Annotated in this window: 22 protein-coding genes; 13 read left to right on the top strand and 9 right to left on the bottom strand. The window is 73.4% G+C overall.

Annotated features, from left to right (window positions below):
* The first annotated feature begins 240 nt into the window (after positions 1-240).
* A complete protein-coding gene (locus AB0E85_RS02225) occupies positions 241-1,038 on the top strand; it encodes an IclR family transcriptional regulator (protein WP_361921543.1) in 798 nt (265 codons plus the stop codon).
* A 60-nt stretch (positions 1,039-1,098) separates the two neighbouring features.
* On the opposite strand, the gene AB0E85_RS02220 is transcribed toward AB0E85_RS02225, so the two are convergent.
* Positions 1,099-1,428, bottom strand: coding sequence for a DUF5955 family protein (locus tag AB0E85_RS02220; protein ID WP_361921541.1), 330 nt, complete (start codon positions 1,426-1,428; stop codon positions 1,099-1,101).
* Positions 1,429-1,670: 242 nt separating this feature from the next.
* Between AB0E85_RS02220 and AB0E85_RS02215 the strand changes: the two genes are divergently transcribed.
* Positions 1,671-2,285 (top strand): nucleotidyltransferase family protein, encoded by a 615-nt coding sequence (locus AB0E85_RS02215; protein ID WP_361921539.1) that lies wholly within the window; start codon positions 1,671-1,673, stop codon positions 2,283-2,285.
* Positions 2,286-2,493: 208 nt separating this feature from the next.
* A complete protein-coding gene (gene aceB / locus AB0E85_RS02210) occupies positions 2,494-4,119 on the top strand; it encodes a malate synthase A (protein WP_361921537.1) in 1,626 nt (541 codons plus the stop codon).
* A 1-nt stretch (position 4,120) separates the two neighbouring features.
* Here the strand turns inward: aceB and AB0E85_RS02205 are convergent, their stop codons facing one another.
* The 5 genes from AB0E85_RS02205 to AB0E85_RS02185 all read right to left on the bottom strand — a co-directional run bounded on the left by AB0E85_RS02205 (position 4,121) and on the right by AB0E85_RS02185 (position 12,208).
* The gene (locus AB0E85_RS02205) at positions 4,121-4,453 is read right to left on the bottom strand and encodes a SelT/SelW/SelH family protein (protein ID WP_361921535.1); all 333 of its coding nucleotides are present in this window, start codon (positions 4,451-4,453) and stop codon (positions 4,121-4,123) included.
* Positions 4,450-5,364, bottom strand: a complete 915-nt coding sequence (locus AB0E85_RS02200) for a HipA family kinase (protein WP_361921533.1) — start codon at positions 5,362-5,364, stop codon at positions 4,450-4,452. Before AB0E85_RS02200 ends, AB0E85_RS02205 begins: the two co-directional genes overlap by 4 nt.
* A gap of 181 nt (positions 5,365-5,545) precedes the next feature.
* Positions 5,546-6,994, bottom strand: coding sequence for a polysaccharide deacetylase family protein (locus AB0E85_RS02195; protein ID WP_361921531.1), 1,449 nt, complete (start codon positions 6,992-6,994; stop codon positions 5,546-5,548).
* Between the two features lie 131 nt (positions 6,995-7,125).
* The gene (locus AB0E85_RS02190) at positions 7,126-10,836 is read right to left on the bottom strand and encodes a hypothetical protein (RefSeq protein WP_361921529.1); all 3,711 of its coding nucleotides are present in this window, start codon (positions 10,834-10,836) and stop codon (positions 7,126-7,128) included.
* A 100-nt stretch (positions 10,837-10,936) separates the two neighbouring features.
* Positions 10,937-12,208 carry a cytochrome P450 gene (locus tag AB0E85_RS02185; RefSeq protein WP_361921527.1) on the bottom strand — a complete coding sequence of 424 codons (1,272 nt, stop codon included), beginning with the start codon at positions 12,206-12,208 and terminating at the stop codon, positions 10,937-10,939.
* A gap of 301 nt (positions 12,209-12,509) precedes the next feature.
* On the opposite strand from AB0E85_RS02185, the gene AB0E85_RS02180 reads away from it, so the two are divergent.
* The 6 genes from AB0E85_RS02180 (at position 12,510) to AB0E85_RS02155 (ending at position 18,753) form a co-directional block, all read left to right on the top strand.
* Positions 12,510-12,809, top strand: a complete 300-nt coding sequence (locus AB0E85_RS02180; protein WP_361921525.1) for a hypothetical protein — start codon at positions 12,510-12,512, stop codon at positions 12,807-12,809.
* 15 nt (positions 12,810-12,824) lie between these two features.
* Positions 12,825-13,694: an ABC transporter ATP-binding protein gene (locus AB0E85_RS02175; protein ID WP_361921523.1), complete on the top strand. Its 870-nt coding sequence runs from the start codon at positions 12,825-12,827 to the stop codon at positions 13,692-13,694.
* Complete coding sequence (locus AB0E85_RS02170; protein ID WP_361921521.1) at positions 13,691-14,674, top strand: iron-siderophore ABC transporter substrate-binding protein; 984 nt, start codon at positions 13,691-13,693, stop codon at positions 14,672-14,674. The genes AB0E85_RS02175 and AB0E85_RS02170 overlap by 4 nt, the downstream gene beginning before the upstream one ends.
* A gap of 7 nt (positions 14,675-14,681) precedes the next feature.
* A complete protein-coding gene (locus AB0E85_RS02165) occupies positions 14,682-16,754 on the top strand; it encodes an iron ABC transporter permease (RefSeq protein ID WP_361921519.1) in 2,073 nt (690 codons plus the stop codon).
* Positions 16,755-16,834: 80 nt separating this feature from the next.
* Entirely contained in the window at positions 16,835-18,334 is a 1,500-nt protein-coding gene (locus AB0E85_RS02160) for an APC family permease (RefSeq protein ID WP_361921517.1), read from the top strand.
* Between the two features lie 2 nt (positions 18,335-18,336).
* Positions 18,337-18,753, top strand: a complete 417-nt coding sequence (locus AB0E85_RS02155) for a universal stress protein (RefSeq protein ID WP_062929930.1) — start codon at positions 18,337-18,339, stop codon at positions 18,751-18,753.
* On the opposite strand, the gene AB0E85_RS02150 is transcribed toward AB0E85_RS02155, so the two are convergent.
* Positions 18,748-19,116, bottom strand: a complete 369-nt coding sequence (locus AB0E85_RS02150; protein WP_361921515.1) for a (2Fe-2S) ferredoxin domain-containing protein — start codon at positions 19,114-19,116, stop codon at positions 18,748-18,750. The two genes, AB0E85_RS02155 and AB0E85_RS02150, sit on opposite strands and share 6 nt — an antisense overlap.
* Positions 19,117-19,177: 61 nt before the next feature.
* A complete protein-coding gene (locus tag AB0E85_RS02145; RefSeq protein ID WP_361921929.1) occupies positions 19,178-20,695 on the bottom strand; it encodes an IucA/IucC family protein in 1,518 nt (505 codons plus the stop codon).
* A 119-nt stretch (positions 20,696-20,814) separates the two neighbouring features.
* Between AB0E85_RS02145 and AB0E85_RS02140 the strand changes: the two genes are divergently transcribed.
* From AB0E85_RS02140 to AB0E85_RS02130, 3 genes are read left to right on the top strand one after another with little or no spacing between them, the layout of a single operon-like run.
* Complete coding sequence (locus AB0E85_RS02140; protein ID WP_361921513.1) at positions 20,815-22,311, top strand: IucA/IucC family protein; 1,497 nt, start codon at positions 20,815-20,817, stop codon at positions 22,309-22,311.
* 44 nt (positions 22,312-22,355) lie between these two features.
* Positions 22,356-23,621, top strand: coding sequence for a VWA domain-containing protein (locus tag AB0E85_RS02135; protein WP_361921512.1), 1,266 nt, complete (start codon positions 22,356-22,358; stop codon positions 23,619-23,621).
* On the top strand, positions 23,621-24,409 hold the full coding sequence (locus tag AB0E85_RS02130) for a hypothetical protein (RefSeq protein WP_361921510.1): 789 nt from the start codon (positions 23,621-23,623) through the stop codon (positions 24,407-24,409). Before AB0E85_RS02135 ends, AB0E85_RS02130 begins: the two co-directional genes overlap by 1 nt.
* Positions 24,410-24,464: 55 nt before the next feature.
* On the opposite strand, the gene AB0E85_RS02125 is transcribed toward AB0E85_RS02130, so the two are convergent.
* The gene (locus AB0E85_RS02125; protein ID WP_361921508.1) at positions 24,465-25,091 is read right to left on the bottom strand and encodes a helix-turn-helix domain-containing protein; all 627 of its coding nucleotides are present in this window, start codon (positions 25,089-25,091) and stop codon (positions 24,465-24,467) included.
* Positions 25,092-25,177: 86 nt separating this feature from the next.
* On the opposite strand from AB0E85_RS02125, the gene AB0E85_RS02120 reads away from it, so the two are divergent.
* Positions 25,178-26,386 (top strand): pyridoxal phosphate-dependent aminotransferase, encoded by a 1,209-nt coding sequence (locus tag AB0E85_RS02120; protein ID WP_361921506.1) that lies wholly within the window; start codon positions 25,178-25,180, stop codon positions 26,384-26,386.
* Positions 26,387-26,490: the final 104 nt, after the last annotated feature.

The raw sequence follows: 26,490 nt of genomic DNA, 5'->3' as shown, positions 1-26,490 counted from the left end.
CCTTACTTCCAGTCACTTCCGCGTAACGGAATTCAACTTTCTGTTGAAGGAGTCTTCACTCCCTCTTCCGCGACGTCAAGGGCACACTGGACGGCGGCACCCTTCGGCGAACACTCCTGGACGTTTCCACAAAGCGGAATTAAACTTCCAGCACGCAGAACGTAGCTACGCACAAGCGGGGAGTCAACCGACCGCCGGGTAGGCTTCTGCCCTTCCCGCCCGCCCCGAAAGGAACGCGCCGTGCCGACGTCCAGCGCCAGCACCACCGACTCCGCCCGGTCCTCCGCCAACGGCGGCGTCCAGTCCCTGGAGCGCGCCTTCGACCTGCTCGAACGGATGGCGGACGCGGGCGGCGAGGTCGGCCTGAGCGAGCTGTCCGCGAGCAGCGGCCTGCCTCTGCCGACCATCCACCGCCTGATGCGCACGCTGGTGGCCTGCGGGTACGTGCGCCAGCAGCCCAACCGGCGGTACGCGCTCGGCCCGCGCCTGATCCGCCTCGGCGAGTCGGCCTCCCGGCTGCTGGGCACCTGGGCCCGGCCGTACCTAGCGCGGCTGGTCGAGGAGACCGGCGAGACGGCGAACATGGCCCTGCTGGACGGGGACGAGATCGTCTACGTGGCGCAGGTGCCGTCGAAGCACTCGATGCGCATGTTCACGGAGGTCGGCCGGCGGGTGCTGCCGCACTCCACGGGCGTGGGCAAGGCCCTGCTCGCCGGTTTCCCGCCGGAGGAGGTGCGGGCGCTGCTCTCCCGTACGGGCATGCCCGCCGCGACGGAGAAGACGATCACGACGCCCGACGGGTTCCTCGCGGCCCTGGAGGACGTGCGCCGGCAGGGCTTCGCCATCGACGACAACGAGCAGGAGATCGGGGTCCGTTGCCTCGCGGTCCCGGTGCCCGACTCCCCCACCGCCGCGGCCATCTCCATCTCGGGCCCGGCAGGACGGGTCACGGAGGCGGCGACGGACAAGATCGTGCCCGTGCTCCAGCAGGTCGCTGGGGAACTGTCCGAGGCGCTCGCGAGCCAGAGCCCCGCGTAGCGCCGACAGGCGGCGGGGAGGATCCGCCGGTCCCCTGCGACCTGATCCGGACGACGGACCCTAGCCCTGGCCCCGCACCGGCCCCCCGAAGAGATCCACCGCCCGCCGGACCTCCCTCAGTTCCGCGGACAGGGCGCTCACGGAGCCGATCGCGCCCGCGATCAGCAGCAGGGAACGGCGCAGGCCGGTGATCTCGGGGATGCCGTCGGCGGCCATGGCGGCCACGGCGGCCAACTCCTCCTCGGCGATGGCCCGGTCGGCGAACTCGCCGGGATGGGCGGCCAGTCGGCGGCGCAGCCGCGACACGGCGGAGCGCAGCTCCGTCACGCGCGGATCCTCGGCGCCGCCGGTCACAGGCCCCTGCCGCTTCTGCTCGACGCTCCGCAACACAGTCCTCCCCCTCGCACCTCGTCGTGCGCGTGCCCTTCGCCGCCAAGTCCCCCACACCGGGCAGCCGTCGGGCGCCCGGCCGGTCGGTGCGGGCGACAGTAAACGACGCGGACCACCGGGCGCCAGTCCATTGCGTCATCGACTTGTTTCGCTGAGTGACTTTCTGGCCCGAGGCGCACGCCCGTCCGACGCGCACCCCGCGCCATCGCACCCCTGTGCGGGGCGTGCGGTATGCAGGAGCCATGACGACACGGGAGACGACGGGCGGGACACCCGCGATTGCGGGACTGCTGCTCGCGGCGGGTGGCGGACGGCGGCTCGGCGGGCGGCCCAAGGCGCTGCTCCCCCACCGGGGACGGCCTCTGGTGGAGCACGCGGTGCGGGTGCTGCGGGAGGGCGGCTGCGCGACCGTCCACGTCGTACTGGGGGCGCGGGCCGACGAGGTGCGCGCCCGGGCCTCGCTCACGGGGTGCGTCGTGGTCGACAACCCCGACTGGGAGCAGGGGATGGGGAGTTCCCTGCGCGCCGGGCTCGGCTCACTGACCGGCACGGACGCACGGGCCGCGCTGGTGTCGCTCGTCGACCAGCCCGGCATCGGACCGGAGGCGGTGGCCCGGGTCCTGGCGGCGCACGCGGGCGAGGCGTCGCTCGTCTCCGCCTCGTACGACGGTGTGCGCGGCCATCCGGTGCTGTTCGGCGCCGCCCACTGGGCGGGCATCGCCGCGACTGCGCACGGGGACCGGGGGGCACGCGCCTATCTGAGGGAGCACCGGCCGGAGGTCACCCTCGTGGAGTGCGGGGATGTCGCCCGGCCCTTCGACATCGACACCGAAGCCGATCTGGTCCACCTGGAGTGAGCGGGGTGGCACGGAGCGCCACCTTGCCTCGACCCGGAGAATCTCGACATCAACAGACGATTGAACTTCCACCATGAGGAAACTAGTATCCACTGTTCAGAAGCGCCCGTCCGCTCCACGGGCGCCGACCGCCGTATCCGGGAAGACTGGCACCCGGTGCCAAGCACGCCGGCTCGTCTTCACAGCTCGCTGAAGGAAGTGACCGTTCATGTCCGCTCCAGCGCCGTCCCCGCTGGCCATCGTCGACGCCGAGCCCCTGCCCCGGCAGGAGGAGGTCCTCACCGAAGCGGCGCTCGCCTTCGTGGCCGAGCTGCACCGGCGGTTCACGCCCCGGCGTGACGAGCTCCTCGCCCGCCGCGCCGAGCGCCGCGCCGAGATCGCCCGCACCTCCACCCTCGACTTCCTCCCGGAGACGGCCGCGATCCGCGCCGACGACTCCTGGAAGGTCGCCCCGGCCCCGGACGCCCTGAACGACCGCCGGGTCGAGATCACCGGTCCCACCGACCGGAAGATGACCATCAACGCCCTCAACTCGGGCGCGAAGGTGTGGCTCGCGGACTTCGAGGACGCCTCCGCGCCCACCTGGGAGAACGTGGTGGGCGGCCAGCTGAACCTGAGCGACGCATACACCCGGAACATCGACTTCACCGACCCGAAGTCCGGCAAGTCCTACGCCCTGAAGGCGAACGAGGACCTCGCCACAGTCGTCATGCGCCCGCGCGGCTGGCACCTGAACGAGCGTCACCTCGTCGACGCCGACGGCACCCCGGTGCCCGGCGCCCTCGTCGACTTCGGCCTGTACTTCTTCCACAACGCCCAGCGCCTGCTGGACCTCGGCAAGGGCCCGTACTTCTACCTCCCGAAGACGGAGTCCCACCTGGAGGCCCGCCTGTGGAACGAGGTGTTCGTCTTCGCGCAGGAGTACTGCGGCATCCCGCAGGGCACGGTCCGCGCGACCGTCCTCATCGAGACGATCACCGCCGCGTACGAGATGGAGGAGATCCTCTACGAACTGCGCGACCACGCCTCCGGGCTGAACGCGGGCCGCTGGGACTATCTGTTCTCCATCGTCAAGAACTTCCGTGACGGCGGCGCCAGGTTCGTCCTGCCGGACCGCAACGCGGTGACGATGACGGCCCCGTTCATGCGCGCCTACACCGAACTCCTCGTCCGCACCTGCCACAAGCGCGGCGCGCACGCCATCGGCGGCATGGCGGCCTTCATCCCCTCCCGCCGGGACGCGGAGGTCAACAAGGTCGCCTTCGAGAAGGTCCGCGCCGACAAGGACCGCGAGGCCGGCGACGGCTTCGACGGCTCCTGGGTCGCCCACCCCGACCTGGTGCCGATCGCCATGGAGTCCTTCGACAAGGTCCTCGGCGACAAGCCCAACCAGAAGGACCGGCTGCGCGAGGACGTCGACGTCAAGGCGGCCGACCTCATCGCCGTCGACTCGCTGGACGCCAAGCCCACCTACGCGGGTCTGGTCAACGCCGTGCAGGTCGGCATCCGCTACATCGAGGCCTGGCTGCGCGGCATGGGCGCGGTCGCCATCTTCAACCTGATGGAGGACGCGGCCACCGCCGAGATCTCGCGCTCCCAGATCTGGCAGTGGATCAACGCGGAGGTCGTCCTCGACAACGGCGAGCAGGTCACCGCCGACCTGGCCCGCAAGGTCGCCGCCGAGGAACTCGCGAACATCAGGGCCGAGATCGGCGACGAGGCCTTCGCGGCCGGCAACTGGCAGCAGGCCCACGACCTGCTGCTGACGGTCTCCCTCGACGAGGACTACGCCGACTTCCTGACGCTCCCGGCGTACGAGCAGCTCAGGGGCTGACTCAGCCCGCGGACGGCGTTTCCGAGTGGCCCAGGGACTTCTCCGGGGCCACTCGGTCGCGTACCGCCCGCTTCACCGCCGTCGGCTCGGGGAAGCCCTGCTCGCGCCGGTCCCAGACGACCTCGCCGCCGACGCGGACCACGAACACCCCGCCCGTGCCGGGCTTGAGGGCCAGTTCCGTGAGTTCGGCCTCGAAGGTCGTGAGCAGTTCCTGCGCCAGCCAGGCCGCGCGGGGCAGCCAGCGGCACTGGGTGCAGTACTCGATCTCGACCCGCCGCGCGGCGCCCGGGGAGTCCTCCGACCGTTCGATCTCGGTCCGCTGGACGTCCGTCATCCGAGGTGCACCGACCAATCCTGCTGAGCCGCGGGCTTGCCGTGCAGGTCGGGCACCTGCTTGAGCCACGCGGGGCGTCCTTGCTGGTTCTTCGCCGCCCGGAGGGCCTCCTCGGCGGCGAGTTCCTCCCGGGTGGGGAAGCCCGTCGGCAGCCAGTCCCCGGAGGCCCGCACGCGCGCGTGCAGGTATGTCACGTACGCCGCGCGCACCTCGTCCGCGGTGGCGAAGCCCGGCTCGCCGGCCAGCCAGGCGTCCGGGACCTCGGCGAGGATCCGCCGCAGCAGCTCCTCGGTGACCCGGGGTGCCAGCTCGGCGTCGGCGGCCCGGACGTCGGGCCCGTAGTGGCCGAGGGCGTGGTGGCGGAAGTCGTAGGCCTTGCGGGGGTCGGTTGCGTCCCAGCGGTGGTGGAAGACGAGGGCGGCGCCGTGGTCGATCAGCCACAGGTGCGGGGGTGCGACGCCGAGGGTGGGCCAGACCATCAGGTTGGAGCTGTGGACCGTGCGGTCGACGTTCACGGTCAGGGCGTCCAGCCAGACGATCTTCCCCGCCTCCAGCGGGTCGAGGGGGAAGACCCGGGCGATCTCCGGGGTGAAGTCCCGGGCGCCCGGCAGGTGGTCCATGCCGAGGTTGACGCCCGCGCTGGCCGCGTGCAGGCCCCGCACCTCCTGGTGCGGCTCGTGGTCCGCGATCGCCGGATCGAAGTGCACCAGGACCAGCTCGGGGAAGCGCAGCCCGAGGGCGCGGGCCAGCTCCCCCACGATCACCTCGGCGACGAGTGCCTTGCGGCCCTGCGCGGAGCCGGTGAACTTCACGACGTAGGTGCCGAGGTCGTCGGCCTCGACGACTGCGGGGACGGAGCCGCCGGTGCGCAGGGGCTCGATGTAGCGGGTCGCGGTGACTTCTCTCAACATGTTCCGCAGCCCCGCGGCTGGCTCGCCTTGCCTTCCATGGTCCCGCCTCCCGCCCCCGGCCTCCGGCATCAAGTGAGCATAGTAACGACGGAGCCTGGACGGACGCCTGCCGGACAAGGCGCTCGCCGGCCTTCCGGCCCGCGACGGGTGACCCCGCGTACGCGCCGCCGCGGGTCGGACGTCAGCGCCGGAGACTCGAGCGCAGGTGGCTGACCGTCACGAAGCGGTAGCCGCGGGCGGTCAGGGTGCGCAGGATCTCGGGGACGGCGGCCACCGAGGTCGGGTGGATGTCGTGCAGGAGGACGACGTCGTTGCGCCCGGCCTTGTCGATGACGGTCCGGGCTACCTTGGCCGCGTCGCGGTACTTCCAGTCCTCGGTGTCGACGTCCCACAGCACCGGGGAGAGGGTGGTCGCCGCCCTCACCGTGGCGTTGACCGCGCCGTAGGGCGGCCGGAACAGGGTCGGCGCCCTGCCGGTGGCGGCCTTGACGGCCGCGCTGGTGCGGTCCAGCTGGGAGCGGACCTGGGCGGGGGTGAGGCGGGTCAGGTCGGGGTGGTTCCAGGAGTGATTGCCCACCTCGTGGCCGGCCCTCGCTTCAGCGCGCACCAGTTCGGGGTGGGCCGCCACGTTCTGGCCGACCGTGAAGAAGGTGGCGCGCGCCCGGTAGCGGGCGAGGTGCTTCAGCAGTGTCGCCGTCTCCGGGGCCGCGGGCCCGTCGTCGAAGGTCAGCGCGATGCACTTGGCCTTCTCGCAGTCCGTGGTGTCGTCCCCGGAGGCGCTCTCCGTCGGGGCGGGAGGCTCCGGTGTGTGGGCCGCGCCCAGGTCGAGGTGGCTGCTCGGGGTGACGGCCTGCTGCCGGACACGCTTGCCGAAGCCGGACAGCCACGGGGTGAGCGTCGTCTTCGAGAGGGTCACGACGTACCGGCCGGCTGCGGGGACACCCACCTCGCCCGGTTCGAAGGCCACCCGGAGACCGCCGTCGGCGGTGAAGGCCATGTCGTCCAGGGCGGCGGCGCGGCTCCGGGAGTCGCCGAAGGCCGCGTCGAGGGAGGCGGCGTCCACGCCCGGCCGGCCCTTGAGCTTCGCCTTCAGGGCGGCGACGAAGACGTCCTGCGAGGCGCCGGCGACGAGGTCGGGCGCGGTGCGGACCGTCCGGTCCCTGCCGTCGTACCAGTACGTCGTGTAGGACAGTCCGCCGGCGGCCGCGGAGCCGTCCTGGGTGGTGAGGCGGACGCCCAGCACGTCGCCCGAGGCGACCAGGAACTCGTAGCTGATGTTCAGCTCCTTGGCGCCCTCGGCGTCGGTGCCCCCGGCGCACGAGCCCGTCCGGAAGGTGTCCACCCGCTGCTCGGCGTAACGCTTCATGGCGGCGGTCATCGCCTCCGCGCCCGGGACCGCCGGGTAGCTCGCGGCATACCGGCAGGAGCCGTGCTCGCTGCTGTCGGTGACGATCTCCAGGCCCCTGATCCGCGCCGGGTCGACGCCGGAGGCGGCGGTGGCGGGTGCGGAACCGGCGGGCCGGTGCCCGGGCTCCGCACCGGAGGATCCGGGCGTGGCGGAGGAGCAGGCGGCCGTGAGGGTCAGGGAGGCGAGCAGGAGAAGGGACGGGAGCAGGGAATTCTTGCGCATGACGAGAGAGCCCTAAAAGGAGGGGGATGTCAGGTGGGCCGGACGGCCACGGCCTCATCCTCCGGGGCCCTGATGTTGTCCAGCGACCCTCGTCATCACCTCTGGACAATCACCTGGACAACCCGCTGACCTCAGCAGATCTCCCGGTACGGCGCGTCGGGGACGTACGTCCGCCACTGGGCCTCGGTCAGTCCGCCCCCCGCGCGTGCGCAGACGGCGGCCGCGGCCCGGCCGGCGTCGACGGTGTAGCGCTGGAGCGGGGTGTGCGGGCCGGCGGCGTACAGCGTGCCGTCGTTCCCGCCGAAGGCGACCGACTCGATGGCGTCGCCGGGCGTGGGCAGATCCGTGCCGAGGAGCTGCTGGGTCGTGGTGTCCCACACCTGGAGGGTGCTGTCGGTGCCGCCCACGGCCAGGGTGCGGCCGTCGGCCGAGAACGCCAGCGCCGCCACCTCCTGGCGCGCAGCCTCGCCCGCCGTGCCGGCCAGGACGCCCGTCCGGTGTTCGGCGTCCCCGTCCCACAGGGTCACCCGCCCCGAGTCGTCGCCGACCGCGAGCCGCTCGCCGTCGGAACTGAACGCCAGCGCGGTGACCGTTCTGCCGTCGGCGAGGGCACGGCCCACCGTGGTGCCGCGGGGCAGTCGCGCGTACTGGTCGAGGGTGCCGACGAGCAGGCGCCCGTCGGGGCGTACGGCCAGGGTCGCCCCGGTCAGGCCCGGCAGCGTCCGGGTACGGCGGCCCGTGCCCACGTCCCGGACGTCCGTGCCGGTGCCGTGGCCGATCAGCAGGATCCGGCCTCCGGGGCCGAGGGCCAGGGGAGCGGCCGGATTCTCGGGGGTGCCGGGGAGGTCGAACGACGTCCGTGCCCGGTGCGCCGCCACGTCCCACACCGTGACCCGCTGTCGTCCGGAGGGGGAGGTCCCGCTGACCGCCAGGGCTGTGCCGTCCGGGCTGAAGGACAGCAGCGGGGTGTCCTCGACGCCGGTCGGAAGGGCGCCGACGGTGTCGTGGGCGAGGACGTCGCCGGTGCCGGTGGAGCGGAGTTCGAGGCGGTAGGTTCCCGCCGTGCGGGGGCCGGAGCGGGTGGCGGTCGCGAGGGTGCTGCCGTCCGGGCTGAGGACGGTCGCGTCGGCGGGCGTGTCCTGCCAGGGGGGCGCGAGGTTCGCCGTGAGGTCGTACGAGCGGACGGTCGCGCCGTCGAGGAAGCGGAGTACCCGGTCCCGGCCCTTGTCCCAGGCCAGGCCCCGCACTTCCTGGCCCTGCGTCAGCGGGATGCGGACCGCGGGAAGCCCGGATTCCCGCAAGCGCCACACCGCCAGCTCGCGGTCGTCCACCGTGGCCAGGAACCTGCCGTCGGGCGTGAAGTCGAGCTGGGTGAACCCGGGAGTGCCCGTACTGCCGACGTCGGCGACGAGACGTCCCCCGGAGATGTCCCAGACCCGGGCCGTGTCGCCGGAGGCGGCGGCCAGCCGGGTGCCGTCCGGGCTGAAGCGGAGCAGGTGGTCGCCGCTGTCGGCGCCGGTGCCTGTGCCGCAGAGGTCCTTCTCCTTGTCCCAGCCGCCGGGCAGACGCTCGTCGCGGAGCGTGTCCCACACCTCGGGTGCCCCTCCGGCGGGGCAGAGCGCGAGGAGCCGGCCGTCGCGGTCCAGGTCGGCGGCGGTGGGGTCGGCGGCCCTGCCGAAGAGGACCTTGCCGTCGCCGGTGCGGTGCAGCCGGACGGAGCCCGTGTGGTTCGACGGGACGGTGAGCAGGCCGGTGCCGTCGGGGGTGAAGGCCAGTGCGGAGCCCTCCCCCGTGTCGGCGGCCGGCTTTCCGCCCGCCAGGTCCCACAGCCGCTCGTCACCGTCCGCTCCGGCGACGACGAGGAGCCGTCCGTCGGGGCTGACGGCATCCGCTTCCATGGCGGCGGGCAGGAGGTACGAGGCGGACCGGTGCCCGGAGGCCACGTCCCAGACGCTGACCCGGCGGCCTGCCACGCTGACCAGCCTGCGGCCCCGGTCGACGAGGAACCGTCGCGTGTCCCTGCCGGTCTGCGGATCGGTGAAGGCGTCCCGCTGCGGCTGGAACAGGGCGCCGAGCAGCGCGGAGCGTGACTCGGTGAGCGGCGCGGTCCGCCAGGCGGCGACGCCCAGCAGCAGAGCCGTACGGGGGTCGGAGGAGCGCAGGCCCGCGGCCGACGCGGCGATCCGGCGGGCCGCGGCCTTGGCGGCCTCGGCCTGGCTCGTGCGGGTCTGCTGCCAGGCGGCCAGACCGGCGGTCAGGGCGAGGACCAGGAGGACGCAGAGGGCGGCGGCGAGGGCACGCCGCTTGCGCGTGGCCGTGTCGCGGGCGGCGATCGAGGCGGTGAGGAAGGCCCGCTCGGGGCGGGTCAGGTCGTCCCCGCCTTCCTCCTCGTCGCCGGTCCCACCGGATCCCCCGGTGAACAGTTCCTCGGCCCGGGACAGCCGCGCCCCCCGGTACAGGGCCCCCTCGTCGCGCCCCAGCTGCTCCCAGGCACGGGCCGCCCCGGCGAGCCGGCGCTGCTCCTTCAGGTGCTCCCGGTCCTCCTCGATCCACCCGGCGAGCCGCGGCCAGCCGGTGATCAGCGCCTCGTGGGCGAGTTCGACGACACCGTCGTTCAGGGTGACCAGCCGGGCGACCGCGAGTTGTTCGAGGACGTCCTGTGCGTCGGCCGTGAACTCGGTGCGCTCGGCCGGGCGGCGGGTGTCGGCGGTGCCCTCGCCGGGGGCGACCAGCCGCAGCAGGACCCGCCGGGCGGTGCGGGCCCGGTCCGGGGACAGGTCGCCGTACGTCTCCTCGGCGGTGGCGGCGATGGCGCCGCGCACGCCGCCCGCCGCCTCGTACGCCGCCATGGTCAGCGTCCGCCCTCTGCGCCGCCGCCAGGTCTCCAGCAGGGCGTGCGAGAGCATCGGCAGGGCGCCGGGCCGGCCGGTCACCTCGTCGACGATCCGGGCGGTCAGGGCCCGTTCGACGAGGAGGCCGGCGGCGGCCGCCGGTTTGGTGACCACCTCGCGCAGCTCGGCCCGGTCCATCGGCCCGACCAGCAGATTGGCGCGGCTGACCGCTTCGGCCAGCTCGCGGTCCCCGGCGCAGTGGCCGTAGAAGTCGCCGCGCACCGCCACGACCACCCGGAGCCGGCTGTCGGGGTCACGGGCCGCGAGCAACAGGCGCAGGAAGCGTTCGCGCTCCCGCGGGTCCCGGCACAGCGTGAACAGTTCCTCGAACTGGTCGACGATCACCCAGGTGTCCTGTTCGCCCTCCTGGGGCACCAGTGCCTTCTCATGGGTGTCGGCGGGGCGCTCCCCGGGCGTCAGCACCCGGATCACCTCGGGGCGGTCGGTGCCGGTCGCATCGCGCAGTGCCGGTACCAGTCCGGCCCTCAGCAGTGAGGACTTGCCGCTTCCCGACGGGCCGAACACCGCGGCGAACCGGTGTGTGCGCACCAGGTCGAGCAGCTCACCGACGAGCGCGTTCCGGCCGAAGTACAGGTCACGGTCGTACGGCTCGAAGCGCGCGAGCCCGCGGTAGGGCGGAACGGCGTCCCCGTCGGTCTCCGCGGCTTCCCCCACGGCCTGTTCCTCGGCCGCCGCCTTGGCCATCCTCCAGCGTTCCTCCCACACGCCGGGTTCCGCGTCCAGCGCCCGCACGTAGGCCAGGACGACGGGCAGCGACGGAAGGTGTTCACCGCCGGCCGCCGCGGACAGCGCGCTCGTCGAGTAGTTCGCCCGCCGGGCCATGTCCCGGTACGTCGGCTTCCCGGCCGCCTCCCGCAGGCCCCGCAGCTCGTGCGCGAGTCGCTGGACCGGACCGGCCTCGGGGTCCAGCGGCTTCTCGCGTCGTCCCACGCCTGCGTGCCTTTCAAGATCCAGCCAAAGCGGACCCTCACGCTACTTTTCCGTACGAATGTCCGGCAACCCCCGCTGACCTGCTGTGACGTAATCGGCCTCAGCGTGTCGCGGGCGCGGACCGGCGGGCGGGCGCCGGTGCCCGGACGGCGTCCATGACGAAGCCGCTGCGGACCCGGGCCGGCATGCGGTTCAGCGGGATCCGCAGGTCCTGGCCGGGCACGTCGTACTCCAGCAGGGCCAGCCGTGGTCCGAGGGCGCGCAGCAGGGCGATCGTGACGTCCTCGCCGGGGCAGCGGTGACCGGTTTCGCGGTCGCCGCCGCCCTGGGGGATCAGTTCGTCGGCGTGGGGCGGCCGCTGGAGGAAGCGCTGCGGTTCGAAGGTGTACGGGTCGTCCCAGAGGTCGGGGTCGTGGTTCTGCCCGTACAGGTCGAGCAGGATCAGCGTGCCGGACGGAATCGGTTCGCCCCGCCACTCCAGATCGGTGGCGGCCCGGCCGCCGACGAAGGGCGCGAAGGGGTAGAAGCGCCGCACCTCGTGGGCGAACGCCACGGCGTACGCGGGATCGTCGCCGGTCAGGCGGTCCCGCAGCTCGGGCCTGAGGCGCAGCGCGTGGGCGGCGTACGTGACGAACCAGCACACCGCGACCGTCGGACGGATGACGTTGAGCAGTTCGACCGCCGCCGTGTGCGGGTCGAGGAGCCGGCCGTCGGCGTCCCGGTGCCTTGCGATTCCATCGAGTGCCGACTCGGCCGGCGCGGCGACAGTCCCCGACCGTACGTCCTCGACCAGACGTCCCAGCCAGGCCTCGCAGCGGGCCCGGGCCCGGCGGGCCCGCCAGTGGCGCGGCCCCGGCGTGGCGAAGCCGTCGACCATGGCGACCAGATCCCGGGCCAGGGGCCCGGCGTCCTCGACGACGATTCCGGCCCACTGGCACACGCCCCGGGTGAGCACCCGGCTCGACTCGTCGAACAGCACGACCCGCCGGCCGGACCACGTCTCCACCGCCTCGTCCCACTCCGCGGCGACGCGGTCCACCAGTCCGGCCACCGCCTCCGCCCCGGTGAGCAGGGACAGGAACATCTCCTTGCGTACGCGGTGGTCCGGCCCGTCCAGGGTGTGCACGGCTCCGTGGCCGAAGAGCGTGCTCAGGACCGGCCCGGGCAGTGCCGTCCGGCGCTCCACGTGCCGCTCGTCGTAGAAGAACCGCACCGCCCCGGGGCCGTGCAGGGCGACCACCGGCTGTCCCATGAGCCGCGTGCGGACGAGCGGAGCGGTGGTGCGGCGCCTCCGGTCGGGCAGCCATGCGTATCCCTCGGCCAGGAGGGCGAGTGAGCTGTCGGCGACCGGTGCACGGCGACGGGGATCCATGGCGCGGCGAGTGCCCGCCGGTTCTGCCGGGAAACCGGGGACCCGCTGGTGCGCGACAGGGGGGGCCGACCAGGGCCGTCGCCGCGCCGTGGTCCGTTTGTCCCCGGTGGCGGTGGGGGCCCGGCGGGGCGCGCACCCCCACGACGCCGCGTGATGCGGCAGAACCGGGTCCTGTGGTTGCTGGACCGTCTGGAGCGGGAGCCCAGGCCGACGCGCTGATCGACACGCTCCGCTGGGGCGTGCGGGCCCTTCCCCCGTGCCGTGGCCGCGATCTGCGCACGGCGGGTGGCTGGGGCACCCGGTGCATCCGCTGCTGGTGCAGGTGCCGATCGGCAGCCGGCTGTCGGCGGCCGTCCTGGACCTGCGCCCCGGCCGCTCGCGCGAGTCGGGGCTGCTGATCGGGGTCGGGCTGGGCGCCGCGGCCCCCGCGGCCGTGGCCGGCTGGGTGGACCGGGCGGCACGAGGAGGCTCTCCCGCCAGGGCGGTGAGCGTGCCCATGGCCATCCGGGTGGCGCGCGGCCAGAGCAGCCGGCCGGCGGTCAGGATCGAAGCCGCCCACTCGCTTATGCAGCACCCCCTTGTCAAGGCGATATTAGGTTAGGCTAACCTTCGCCGCGTGAGATCTGGTGAAGAAACGGCCGGCGGACTGCGTCTGCGCGGGCATCAGCTGTCCGCCACGGGCGTGACCGTGTCGTACGACGGCACGGACGTCGTGCACGACGCGGCGATCGCGCTGCTGCCCGGCGAGGTGACCGTCCTGGTCGGCCCCAATGGCAGCGGCAAGTCGACGCTGCTGCGGACGATCGCGCGGCTCCAGCGCCCGCGCCGGGCCGAGCTCAGCATCGACGGCGACACCGACGGCCTCGCCCTGTCCGCCCGGGAGTTCGCCCGGTACGTGTCCCTGCTGACACAGGGGCGCCCCACGCCGAGCGGGCTGACCGTGCGGGATCTCGTCGAGTTCGGCCGCTACCCGTACCGGGGCCGCTTCGGCCGGCCGGATCCGGACGCGCCCGCCGCGGTCGAACGGGCGCTGGCGCTGACCGGGGTGACGGACCTCGCCGAGCGCGGCGCCGACCACCTCTCCGGCGGGCAGCTGCAACGCGTGTGGCTCGCGAGCTGCCTGGCCCAGGAGACCGGCGTCCTGCTGCTGGACGAGCCGACGACCTATCTCGACCTGCGCTACCAGATCGAACTCCTCGACCTCGTCCGCGACCTGGCGGACGACCACGGGATCGCCGTCGGGGTCGTGCTGCACGACCTCGACCAGGCGGCGGCCGTCGCCGACCGGATCACGCTGCTCGAAGCGGGCCGGATCGTCGCCGACGGCCGGCCCGAGGAGGTCCTGACCCCGGAGCGGCTGACGGCCGTCTACGGCATCCGGATCGACGTCGACACAGACCCCCACACCGGCCGGATACGGACCCGTCCGATCGGCCGGCACCACACCCGCTCCAACCGAAGCGAAAGGCTCGGCACCACCTCATGAGACGTCTCCTGCTCACCGCGGCCACCACCACCGCCGCGGCGCTCACCCTCGCCGCCTGCGGCACCACCGAGCCGGCCGCCGACAGCGCGCAGAAGAAGACCTCCGAAGCCATCAGCCTCACCGACTCCACCGGCGCGAAGGTGAAGCTGGACGGCCCCGCCAAGAAGGTCGTCGCCACCGAGTGGAACGAGGTCGAGAGCCTCATCACCCTCGGCGTCGACCCGGTCGGCGTCGCCGACGTCAAGGGCTACAAGACGTGGGACACCGCCGTCCCGCTGAAGAACGAGCCGAAGGACATCGGCACGCGCGGCGAGCCGAGCATGGACACCATCGCCTCGCTCGCCCCCGACCTGATCGTGGCCAGCTCCGACCTGCCGGACGCGGCCGTGAAGCAGCTGCGGAAGATCGCCCCGGTCCTGGAGATCAAGTCGGCGGACGCCTCCGACCAGATCGGGCAGATGTTCACCAACCTGGACCTCATCGCCAAGGCCACCGGCACCACCGCCAAGGCCGAGGCCGCGCGCAAGGGCTTCGAGGCCAAGGTCGCCGAGGGCAAGAAGGCCCTCGCCGACGCGAAGCTCGCCGGCACCGACATCGCGTTCGCCGACGGTTACGTGACGTCGAACCAGGTCTCCCTGCGCCCCTACACCAGCGGCTCCCTCATCGGCGCCGTCAACGAGCGGCTCGGCCTGAAGAACGCCTGGAAGGTCAAGGGCGACCCGGCCTACGGCCTCGGCAGCACCGACGTCGAGGGCCTCACCGCCCTGCCGAAGGACGTGCAGTTCGCCTACATCGGCAACGACGGCGACAAGTCCAGCAACCCGTTCTCCGGTCAGCTGAAGAAGAACGCCGTGTGGACCTCCCTGCCGTTCGTGAAGGCGGAACGGGTGCACCGGCTGCCCGACGGCATCTGGATGTTCGGCGGTCCGGAGTCGATGGAGGCGTACATCGACGCCGTCGTCGGCGCGCTGAAGAAGTAGCGAGGCCATGGCCGTCACCGAAGCACCCCCCGTCGCCCGTCCGCCGGCGGCCGCGTCCCGGACGGGTGCGGCCGCGGTGACGGCCGGGCTCGTCCTCCTGGTCGCCGCCCTCGCGGTCGTCGACATCACCCAGGGCACGGCCTCCGTCGGGCCGGGCCAGGTCCTCAAGGCCCTGACCGGGCAGGCCGATCCGGGCGACGCGTCCGTCGTGATCGCTTCCCGGCTGCCGCGGATGACCGCCGGTATCCTGGTCGGCGTCGTCCTCGGCATCGCGGGCGCGGTCCTTCAGGCCGTCAGCCGCAATGTGCTCGCCTCGCCCGACACCCTCGCGGTGAACGCCGGTTCGTACCTGGCCCTCGGGCTGGTCGGTGCGACCGGTGTCTCGCTGCCGCTGCTCGCCTCCTCCGGCGTGGCCTTCGCGGGCGGTCTCGCGGCCGCCGCCGTCGTCCTCGCCCTGTCCGGCCTCGGCACGGGCACCGTGCGGCTGGTCCTCGCCGGCACCGCGCTCGCGCTGGGCCTGAACTCCGTCACCGAAGGGCTGCTCCTGCTGTTCCCGCAGCAGACGGAGGGCCTCTACCAGTGGAACCAGGGCAGCATCGGCCAGAACGGCTTCGACGGCGTCGTGCAGATGCTGCCCGTCGCGCTGGTGGGACTCGCCGGGCTGCTGCTGGTCGCCCGCCGGGTCGACGCGCTCGCCCTCGGGGACGACGCGGCGCGCGGTCTCGGCGTCCCCGTGCGGGCCACCCGGGTCACGGTGGTGGTCCTGGCGGCGCTGCTGTCCGCCGCGGCCGTCACGCTCGCCGGGCCCATCGGCTTCGTCGGCCTGTGCGCCCCGGCGCTGGTCCGCCCGCTCGCCCGCCGGTTCCGGGGGTTCGTCCGCGCCCGGGCGGTGCTGCCCGTGGCCGGTCTGACCGGTGCCGCGCTGGTGCTCGGGTCGGACGTGCTGCTGCGGACCCTCGTCCCGGCGGACACGGCGGTGGCCGTCCCCACGGGCGTCGTCACCAGCCTGGTCGGTGCCGTCTTCCTGGTGGTGACGGCCCTGCGCCTCAAGGACACCGCCGGGGCCGACACGCCGGACCGGCTGCGCATCCCGAGCCGGACGGCGTTCCTCGTCACCGTGGCCGCACTCGTCGCGGCGGTCGTCGGCGTCACGCTGGCCGGCGTCCTGCTGGGCGACAGCAAGCTCCTGCTCGGCGATGTCGCCAACTGGGTGCAGGGGCGTGCCGGGCAGACCGTCTCCTTCGTCCTGGACACCCGTGTGCCGCGGGTGCTCGCGGCGCTGTGCGCCGGCGCGGCGCTCGCCCTGGCCGGCACGCTGGTGCAGGCGGTGACCCGCAACCCGCTGGCGGAGCCCGGTGTGCTGGGCGTCTCCGGCGGTGCCGCGCTGGGCGCCGTCCTGCTCGTCACCACCGTGCCCGCGGCCGGTTCCTGGGGGGTCGCCGGTGCGGCCTTCGGGGGCGCGGCGCTGGCCTCGGCCATCGTCTTCGGCCTTTCCGCCCGGGGCGGTTACCGGCAGAACCGGCTGGTCCTCGTCGGCATCGGCATGGCGGCCGGTTCCACGGCCCTGATCAGCCTGCTCATCGTGCTCACCGACCCGTTCAACGCCGTCAAGGCGCTGACCTGGCTGTCCGGTTCGACGTACGGGCGGACCATGCCGGACGTGCTGCCCGTCGCGCTCGTCCTGGCCCTGGGTCTGGCCGTCGCGTTCGCCCGGCGCACCGAGCTGGACCTCGTCTCCCTGGACGAGGACACCCCGCGGCTGCTGGGTCTCGGACTGCCGCGGGCCAGGCTGGGCTTGCTGGTGACGGGTGTGCTGCTCGCCGGGACCGCCGTGGCCTCGGCCGGCACGATCGGATTCGTGGGACTGGTGGCTCCGCACGCGGCCCGTGCCCTGGTGGGCCGGCGGCACGGCCGGGTCGTACCGGTCGCCGTCCTGCTGGGCGCGGCGCTGGTCTGCACGGCCGATCTGATCGGCCGCACCGTCATCGCCCCGGCCCAGCTGGGCGCCGGCCTGATGACGGCGGTGATCGGCACGCCGTACTTCCTGCACCTGCTGGTCCGGGGCCGGAAAGCGGCATGACGCCCGAAAGGGGCATCAATAGTTAAAGCGCTCCGAAAGTCCCTGTTGTATGGAGGTACACACAACGGGAGCGAGGGAGCATGGCCAAGGACATCACGGACCCGGGCCCGCCCCCGGCGGCGAGCCTGAAACCCAATGCCATCGGGTTCCTCGACGCCCTGGTCATCGGGCTCAACGCGACCTCCCCCGCGTACTCCGTGGCGGCGGTCATCGGCCCGATCGTGGCGCTGGTCGGCATCTACGCCCCCGGGGTGATGCTCGCGTCCTTCGTGCCCATGCTGCTGATCGCGTCGGCCTTCTACTACCTCAACAAGGTCGACCAGGACTGCGGCACGACGTTCTCCTGGGTCACCCGGGCCATGGGGCCGTGGGCGGGCTGGCTGGGCGGCTGGGCCATCGCCATGACGGGCGTCCTGGTGGTCGGGTCGCTCGCGGACGTCGCCGTGACGTTCTTCCTGCTCGCCGTGGGCCTGGACGGCTGGGCCGACAACGACGCGGTGCGCCAGGTGCTGACGGTGCTGCTCATCCTGGTGATGACGGCCGTCTGCGTGATCGGCACCGAGATCTCGGCCAAGGTGCAGAACGTCCTGATCCTGGCCCAGGTGGCCTGCCTGCTCGCGTTCGCCGTGGTGGCGCTCTACCGCGTCTACGCCGACACCGGCACCCTCGACGCCGTCGATCCGGAGTTCGGCTGGCTCGATCCGTTCGGAGCCGGCGGGGCGTCACTGACCGCGGCCCTGCTGCTGGGTGTGTTCATCTACTGGGGGTGGGAGTCGGCGGTCAACCTCACCGAGGAGGTCGAGAACTCCGCGACCGCCCCCGGCAAGGCGGCCGTCTGGTCGACCGTGCTGCTGCTGGTGACCTACCTCGCGGTCGCCTTCGCGGTCGTGGCCTACGCCGGAACGGACTACCTCGCCGAGAACGCGGCGGAGGAGGAGTTCATCTTCGCCCTGCTCGCCGAGGAGGCCATGGGCGGCTGGGACTGGGTCGTCCTGCTCGCCGTCTCGACATCGGCGCTCGCCTCCACGCAGACGACGATCATCCCCGCGTCCCGCACAGGCCTGTCGATGGCACGCCGGCATGCCCTGCCCGCCCACTTCGGCCGCATCCACCCGCGGTTCCGCACCCCCGACGTGAGCACCTGGTGGGTCGCCGGCATCGCCATCGCCTGGTACCTCGTCCTCTACCACGTCAGCGAGAACGCCCTCTTCGACTCCCTCACCGCCCTGTCCCTGCTGATCGCCTTCTACTACGCGCTCACGGGCCTGGCCTGCGCGGTCTACTACCGCCGCCAGCTGACCCGCAGCGCCCGCAACTTCTTCCTGATCGGCGTCGGACCGCTGATCGGCGCGGGGCTGCTGGCGTGGCTGCTGGTGGAATCCGTGGCGGACATGTCCGACCCCGAGAACTCCTACAGCGGCGTCTCGTGGTTCGGGCTCGGCCCGCCGCTCGTCATCGGCATCGGCATCGCGGTGACGGGCGTCGTCCTCATGGTCGTGTGGCGGCTGCTGGCGCCCGCCTTCTGGTCGGAACACCCCAGCGTGGTCGACCCGGACCTCGTCGACGGCAAGGAGTCCTGAACATGTCGGTGGTCCTCGGCTACGACGAGTCCCCGGGCGCCCTGAGCGCGCTGCGCGTCGCCATCGAGGTGGCGACCGCGTACGACGAACCCCTGGTGATCGTCCACGGCGTCGCCGCCCCCGGCGTCACGGGCGAGGAGTACGGCGCGCATCACGAGGCCGTCCGCGAGGCAGGCAGCACCGCGCTCTCCCACGCGGTCCGGGTGGCCGACGAGGCCGGTGTGCGGACGTCCGTGGAGCTCATCGACGAGCGGCCCGCGCAGGCGCTGATCGAGGCGGCGGCCCGGCACGGCGCCCGGGTCATCGTGGTGGGCACATGGGGCGAGAGCCCGGTGCGGGGCGCGCTGCTGGGCTCCACGCCGCACAAGCTGCTGCACCTGTCGACCGTGCCCGTGCTGTGCGTGCCGGCCCGGTCATGAACCGCCCCGGCGGCGGCGCCCGGGCTTGAACACGTACAGGCCGAGGACGTCGGGCAGCGGCGCGACGCCGGGGCCGCCTTCCCGCACCCAGGCGACGACGTCCTCCGTGGCGGCCGGGTCGTTGACCAGTCCGAGCCACACCGGCCGGGCTCCGGCGGCCCGGCCCGCCGCCGAGGGCTGGACGACGACGACGTTGGCCTGGTCGCAGACGTCGAGGCAGTCGGAGACGCGTACCGGTGCCGCCTCGCGCAGGCGCTCGGTCTGGGCGGCGTGATCGACGCCTCTGATCTTGCGGGTGCCGCAGCAGCAGTCCCGGCAGACGACGATGCGGCAGGGTGCCCCTGCGTTCGGCGTCCCGGACATGCCGCCCCTCCCTCTCCGCGTATGGCGATGATCATGTCATGCGGTCGCCGGGCCCGGAGCGTCAGGTCCCTTCCCGGAGCGGGTTGGGCAGGGGCCGGTAGCGGGCGTCGGCGCCGTCCGCGCCCGTCCACCGCAGCAGCAGGTTGGTCTTCGCGGGGAGGGTCGGCGAGCCGAGCAGGGCGGGGATCTCGGGGAGGTCGTGGCGGGCGAGTTCGCGGCGGGCGGCGGGCCAGGGGTCGAACCCGGGGTGGGCTTCGGCCAGGGCGCCGGCGATCTCCATGAGGTGGTTGACGACCAGGCAGTACACGAGCCGCTCCCAGCCGGCCTCCCGCGACACCTCCGGCAGCAGTTTCACGCCCTCGGCGTCCCGGTACAGCGCCTGTACCGGCAGGCCGTCGGCGTCGACGGCGACCAGGGTGTTCTGGAGGTGGGCCTCGATGACGACGCCGTGCTCGGCGAACGCCGTCAGCGCCGGGGGCACGACCTGGGCCAGGTAGGCCGCCCACCAGGCCCCCGGGTCGGCGGCGCCATCGAGCGGGCTGCCGTCGAAGCCCTCGACCAGGCCGGCGGCGAGCAGGGGGGTCGCGCCGGGCAGGAGGCGGTCGCCGAACCCGTCGCGCACGAGGACGGCCAGGGCCTCGAAGGCGAAGTCCGCGGTGCGGTACCCGCGGTCGCCGAGCCAGGCCGGGGGCCCGCCGAACGTCGCGAAGGCGGCGCACACGGCCGCGTCCGTGCCGCGCAGGGCGAGCAGGTCGTGGCGCCACAGCCGGCGGATGTCGTTGGTGATGCGCACGTCCAGGCTGAACTTGAGGAAGAGATCGTGCCCGGGCGCGTAGAGCGTGCGGATCGCGGCCGTGGGCCAGGTGTCGAAGGCGGTCGCGCCGAGCCGGATCAGCCTGCCGTCGGCGAAGGCGGCGGCGAGTTCCCCGCCCGCCAGGTCCAGTTGCCAGGGGTGGGCCGGGAGCAGGCGGTAGCCGGGCGGGGCCGTGCCCAGGGCGTCCAGGGCGGAGGTGTCGCCCTCCTCGACGACGGTGTCCTCGCGCAGCCCGAGCAGGACCATCGGGAAGCCGGCGTACGCCTCGGGCGCGTAGGGCAGCCAGCCGGCGGCGGGGCCGCCCCCGCGCGCCTTGGGGGCGGGGTGGTGGGTGTGGCCGGTGAGGAGGGACTGTTCGGAGCGCCGGTAGAGGTCGCCTGGCGGGGTGGCCCGGGCCCGGGCGGTGAGCAGGGCGGCCACGGCGTCCCGGCTGTCGAGCATCTCGGCGGGCAGTTCGTGGTTGGGCAGGCCGGTGTGCCGGCGCAGTTCCTCGGCGACGAGTTTGACCAGCTCGGTGTGGCCGAGGCGGTGCCAGGCGCCCGCGGACTCGGCCTCCGGTTCGGCGGGCCGCCGCGTTCCGCGCACCCGCAGCAGCCGGTTGCCGCCGGGCAGCCGGTAGACGCGGTGGTCGCCCTCCTGCCGCTCGGGCCGGGCGACCTCCCGCAGCAGGCAGTTCAGCAGGGGTACGGCGGCATATGCGTCGGCGAGGGCCCCGGTGGCCGGGTCGTCACCGTGGGCCGAGTCGTCGTCGGCGGGCGGGGGCATGAGGTCCACGCGTTCCACTCGTCCCTACGGTCCTTCCAGCGTTCCGGGCGGAGATGATCAGTATGTCGGTCGTCGCCATTCCGCTGTGACGCCCCTATTCGTACCCGAGGAGCCCGCCCGTGCACCGTCCCCCCTCCGCCGAGACCGAGGTCGCCGGCGAGCTGTCCGTCGTACGGCCCGGGCTGCTGCCGCGGTACGAGGCCGAACTGCCCGGCGCCCGGGCGGCCGTGCTGTCCCGGCTGTGGCGCGGTCTCACCCACGACCCGGTGCCCTGGGCCACCCGCGCCGAGCAGGACGGGGACGGTCTGGCGCTGTCCCTGTCCGACGGCCGCCGGCTGCACGGCCCCCGGCCGGATCCTTACGCCACCGGCGCGTACGTCACCGTCGTACGGCTCGACGGGGCGGCCTACGGGGATCCGGCACGGCTGATGACCGACCTCGCCGTACCGCACTCCGCCTCCTTCGCCGCCGAGCTCGGGCACAGTGTCGCCTCGTTGGCGCTGTCGAGGGCGGGGCAGGGGGGCGAGGGCCGGGACGACTGGCCGGAGAGCGACTGGGAGTGGGAGCAGCGGATCGCGGACGGGCACCCGTTCCATCCGACGTGCCGGTCCCGGCCGGGCTTCTCGGTGTCCGAGCAGCTGGCCTACGGGCCGGAGCACCGGCCGGTCGTGGAGCTGGGCATGGTGCCGGTGCGGGCCGAGGAGTGCCTGGTCACGGGCGCGTGGCCGCGGGAGCTGCGGGACGGGGAGCGCGTGGTGCTGCCGGTGCACCCGTGGCAGGCGGCGCATGTGCTGAAGCGGGTGTTCGAGGAGCGGCGGCCCGCGCATCCGCTGATGTCCCTGCGGACGCTGGCCCTGCCCGGCGGGCCGCATGTGAAGACCTCGCTGAGCGCCCGGCTGACGTCCTCGGTGCGGGACATCTCCCTGCCCTCGGTGGCCGCGTCGGCGGTGCTGTCGGACTTCGCCGCGACTTTGGCGGCGCGCGCGGACGGCCTGTTGCACGTCACCCGCACCCTGGGCGCGGCGGCGGCCGGCTCCCCCGACTTCGCGGCCGTCCTGAGGGAGTCGCCGCAGGCGTACGCGGGCAGCGGCGAGCGGGTGCTGCCGGTGGCGGCGCTCGCCACCACCGGCCTGCCCGAGTCCCCCGCCTGGCTGGCCGGTTTCGCCCGGCTCGCGCTGAGTGTCGGACTGCGGCTGCTGGAGCTGGGCGTGGCCCTGGAGGCGCACGGCCAGAACCTCCTGGTGGTCCTGTCGCCGGCGGGGGATCCGCTGCGGCTGGTCTACCGCGACCTGGCCGACATCCGCGTCAGCCCGGCCCGCCTCTCCCGGCACGGCATCACGGTGCCCGAGCTGCCCGCGCGGATGGTCACGGACGACGAACGCGCGCTGCGCCGCAAGCTGTTCGGCTCCCTCGTGGCGGGCGCGCTGGCCGGCACGGCCGGATCGCGCCCGGCGCTCGGCGCGGCGCTGGAGACGGCCGTACGGGACCTGCCGCGCACCCCCGACCTCGCGGCCCTGTGTGCGGATCCCCTGCCCACGAAGGCGCTGACGCTGATGCGCCTGTCGCCGCGGACGCCCGGGGACCAGTGGGCGGAACTGCCCAATCCCCTTCGCTGAGACGCGTTTTGGAAGCGGAGCCGGATGATCACTAGGATCCGGCGATGATCACAAGAACACGGCTGGCGGCAGGGGTCTGTGCCCTGCTCGCCGCGCTGACGGCCGGGCTCGCCTTCCCGGCCGGAGCGGCCGCCGGCGAACCCACGGGCCAGGACGCCCCCAAGGTCGACCTCGTCCTCGATGTGAGCGGCTCGATGCGGGCGCGGGACATCGACGGACAGTCGCGGATGGCCGCCGCGAAGCAGGCGTTCAACGAGGTGCTCGACGCCACGCCCGAGGAGGTCGAACTCGGCATCCGCACCCTGGGCGCGAACTACCCGGGGGACGACCGGAAGACGGGCTGCAAGGACACCGCGCAGCTGTACCCCGTCGGCCCGCTCGACCGCACCGAGGCCAAGACGGCCGTCGCCACGCTCACCCCGACGGGCTGGACGCCGATCGGTCCGGCCCTGCTGAAGGCGGCCGGCGACCTGGACGGCGGCGACGGCTCCAAGCGCATCGTGCTGATCAGCGACGGCGAGGACACCTGCGCCCCGCTCGACCCGTGCGAGGTGGCCCGCGAGATAGCGGCCAAGGGCATCGGCCTGACCATCGACACGCTGGGTCTGGTGCCGACCGCCAAGCTGAGCAGGCAGCTGAGCTGCATCGCCGAGGCCACCGGCGGCACGTACACCTCGGTCGAGCACCAGGACGAACTGACCGACCGGGTGAACCAGTTGGTGGACCGGGCGGCCGATCCGGTGGTGACGCCGGTGCCGGCCGAGGGCGCCGGCCGGTGCGCCGGGGCGCCGACGCTGAAGTCGGGCCTGTACAGCGACCGCGAGGAGTTCGGGCAGCAGCGCTTCTACCGGGTGGACGTACGGCCGGGGCAGGAGCTGCGCGCTTCGGTGAGCGTCGCGGCGGACCGGGCGGTGAACCCCGGCTACGGCGTGCTGCTGCGGGCGATGACGTCCAAGGGCCGCGAGATCGTGCGCGGCGAGGCGGCGGGCAACGGCCGTACGGACGTGATCTCGACGGGCCTGCGCTACCCGAAGCCGGAGAGCGACGACGAGGACGCGCCCGCCGAGGCGGTCTGCCTCGCCGTCTCGCACTCCTTCTCGGCGGCCTCCGGTGTGAAGACCACGCCCGGCCTGCCGCTGGAGCTGACGGTGGACGTGGTGGACGCCCCGAGTCCGGCCGGCGACGTGGCCGCCTTCGGCCTCGGCCGCGGCTGGTGGCTGCTCGGCGTGCTGATCCTCACCGGCTTCCTCGCCGGTCTCGTCTGGGGCTGGCTGTCGCGCTGGCGGATCGCGGTCTGGAGGACCAACTGATGCGAGCGGTACGAGCGTTGAGCGCAGCATTGCTGACCCTCGGCCTGGCGGCCGCCCCGGCGGCGGCCGACGCCTCGCCGAGTCCGTCGCAGGACGGCACGGCGGCGCCCACACGGGCCGGTACGTCGTTCCGTACGGCGACGGAGATCGAACAGGGGCAGCCCGCCACGGCGAGCGGCTCCACGGGTGACTACCTGTACTGGTCGTTCCCCGCCGACACCGGACAGCGCCCCACGGTCGAGGCGACGGTGAAGCTCCCCGAGAGCCACGCCTCCCAGACCTGGCAGATCGACGTCTACGACGGTCTGCGCCGCCGCCAGGCCTGCCAGTACGGGGCGCAGACGCGCACCGCGGCGGCGGACGCCTCCTCCGTCGAGCTGGCCTGCGTGCTGCGCACGGTCCGCGCCTGGTCGCAGCCGTGGGCGAACGACCCGCTGCCCGGCACCTACTACGTCCGGCTGACGGCCACCGGCGTCACCACCGCCGACCTCGGCCTGCCGGTCGGCAGCGAAGTGCGGGTGGACTCACGGGACATCGGCGGATCCGCGGCGGTCGACGGCTCGCTCGCCGAGCCGCTGGTGCCGGGCATCGCCACGAAGCCCGGGGAGGAACGGGAGGACGCGGCGGTGCCGGCCGGTCTCGGACCCGAGGACGGCTGGGCGTCCGGCCGGTGGTCGGACCGGTGGGTGTGGACCGCGGCCGGCGGAATCCTGGCCGCGCTGGCCGGAGCCGGCGGGTACGCGCTGACGCGCGGGACGGGACGGCCGTCCCGGGTGCCGCCCGCCTGACGATTCCGATGCCGCTGACGGCCGCTCGGAAGGCCCGCTGACCGCGGGCCTTCTCTCAGGCCTCGCGCAGCGCCTTGGCGAGCGTGCCCTCCCCGCTCACCTCGACCCGCCCTTCGCGCACGGCGTGCGTGAGGCTCAGCTCGCCGCGGGCGACGGCCGTGCACGTGGCGGTGTCCAGGGCCAGCCGGGCGTCCGGCTCCCCGGGGGCGGGTCCGTCGCCGTACACGGGCCCCTCCTCGGCGCCGGCGTGCAGATGGAACAGGCCTTCCTCCAGGCGGACTTCGACGAGCCCCTCCCCGTCCAGCAGGCCCAGCAGGGGCAGGGCGAACCAGTGCGCCCGGACCGCGTCCGTCGGCCGGCGCTCCCCGAGCCCGGCCCGCCCCCACTCCCCCAGCGCCTGGAGCACCGGCAGCACCTCGCGCCCGCGCGGGGTGAGTTCGTACACGAAGGCCGCACCGGGCGGCGGCAGCCGGCGCCGGGTCGACAGGCCGTCGCGCTCCATGTCCTTCAGCCGCGAGGCGAGTACGTCGGTGCTGACCCCGGGCAGGTCCGCGTGCAGGTCGGTGTAGCGGCGGGGACCGGCGAGGAGTTCCCGGACGATCAGCAGGGTCCATCGGTCGCCGACGACATCGAGCGCACGGGCGGCGGAGCAGTACTGGTCGTAGCTTCGGCGAGGTGGCATGCGACGCAGTCTAGACAACTTGTTGGACTTTCCAAGCGCGCACTTGGTAAAACCAAGCAACACGGTTCGGCAGAGGAGAGGCGCGCATGGAGTTCCGGCAGTCGAGCAAGCTCAGCGAGGTCTGTTACGAGATCCGCGGCCCGGTCATCGAGCAGGCCGACGCGCTGGAGGAGGCGGGCCACAGCGTGCTGCGCCTGAACACCGGCAATCCGGCGCTGTTCGGGTTCGAGGCGCCGGAGGAGATCCTCCAGGACATGATCCGGATGCTGCCGCGGGCCCACGGCTACACCGACTCGCGCGGCATCCTCTCCGCCCGCCGCGCGGTCGCCCAGCGCTACCAGACCCTCGGCCTGGAGGTCGGCGTCGACGACGTCTTCCTCGGCAACGGCGTCTCGGAACTGGTGTCGATGGCCGTCCAGGCGCTCATCGAGGACGGCGACGAGATCCTGATCCCCGCCCCTGACTTCCCCCTCTGGACGGCCGTGACGACCCTCGCGGGCGGCAAGGCGGTCCACTACCTGTGCGACGAGCAGGCCGACTGGTACCCCGACCTCGACGACATGGCGTCGAAGATCACCGACCGCACGAAGGCGGTCGTGATCATCAACCCGAACAACCCCACCGGCGCGGTCTACCCCAAGGAGATCGTCGAGGGGATCCTCGGCCTCGCCCGGCGGCACGGCCTCATGGTCTTCGCCGACGAGATCTACGACCAGATCCTCTACGACGACGCCGTGCACCACTCGGCCGCAGCCCTCGCCCCCGACCTGGTGGTCCTCACCTTCTGCGGCCTGTCCAAGACCTACCGCGTGGCGGGTTTCCGCTCCGGCTGGCTCGTGGTCACGGGGCCACGGCAGCACGCGAAGGACTACCTGGAGGGCCTCACCATGCTGGCCTCCATGCGGCTGTGCGCCAACGCGCCCGCCCAGTACGCCATCCAGGCCGCGCTCGGCGGCCGGCAGTCCATCCGCGAGCTGACCACGCAGGGCGGGCGGCTGCTGGAGCAGCGGAACGTGGCCTGGGAGAAACTGAACGAGATCCCCGGCGTGACGTGCGTGAAGCCCAAGGGCGCGCTGTACGCGTTCCCGCGTCTCGACCCGAAGGTGCACAAGATCCACGACGACGAGAGGTTCGTCCTGGACCTGCTGCTGCGGGAGAAGATCCAGGTCGTCCAGGGCACGGGTTTCAACTGGCCGACCCCGGATCACTTCCGCATCCTGACCCTGCCGCAAGCGGACGACCTGGAGGCGGCGATCGGCCGGATCGGACGGTTCCTCGGCGGGTACCGCCAGTAGCCGCCGAGCCGTTCCCGGAGCGTGCGGGAGGGCCGGAAAGGGTCTTTGAGCCGGATGGAGGCCGAGCGCAGGGCGTGAGCGCCGCGCAGCAGGGAACGTCGTCT

Source organism: Streptomyces sp. NPDC029044, from assembly GCF_040637495.1.
In the GTDB taxonomy this organism is placed as follows: domain Bacteria; phylum Actinomycetota; class Actinomycetes; order Streptomycetales; family Streptomycetaceae; genus Streptomyces.
Note: the sequence above shows the minus strand (reverse complement) of the source record. Positions and strands in the feature narration are given on the sequence as shown.